1 protein-coding gene is annotated in these 487 nt (G+C 44.8%); it reads left to right on the top strand.

What is annotated here, in order from left to right; translation table 11 throughout:
- The coding region (locus A3735_RS11180; protein WP_156499621.1) for an integrase core domain-containing protein at positions 1-487 on the top strand (487 nt) is incomplete at both ends.

Genomic DNA, 487 nt, shown 5'->3' with positions numbered 1-487 from the left:
AGGAGAACATGCAGCAGCATTGCTTGAGCGCAGTGTTTGGTCAGAAAAGTGCGTCAGAAAATCCCTGGTGTTGCACTCGGATAATGGTAGCCCAATGAAGAGCTTAACAATGCAAGCAAAAATGCAGGATTTGGGTGTCGCCAGCTCTCGAAGTCGGCCTGGTGTAAGTAATGATAATCCGTTTTCAGAATCACTATTTCGAACCCTGAAGTACTGTCGTCGATGGCCATCTGAGGGATTTAAATCAATCGATGAAGCAAGAACTTGGGTGAAAGAGTTTGTCACTTGGTACAACACAGAGCACCGGCATAGTCGAATTAACTTTGTTACCCCAGAGCAAAGGCACTTAGGTCTGGATGAAGAAATATTATCGAAGAGGGATGAGCTTTATCGCAAGATGAAAAGAAAGAACCAAATAAGGTGGTCAAAAGCTACGCGGAACTGGGAGAAAGTGGGTGACGTTAAGTTGAACCCGGAGAAGGAAAAA

The sequence above is a fragment of the Oleiphilus sp. HI0061 genome, assembly GCF_001635675.1.
This window is presented reverse-complemented; position numbering and strand designations above follow the sequence as displayed.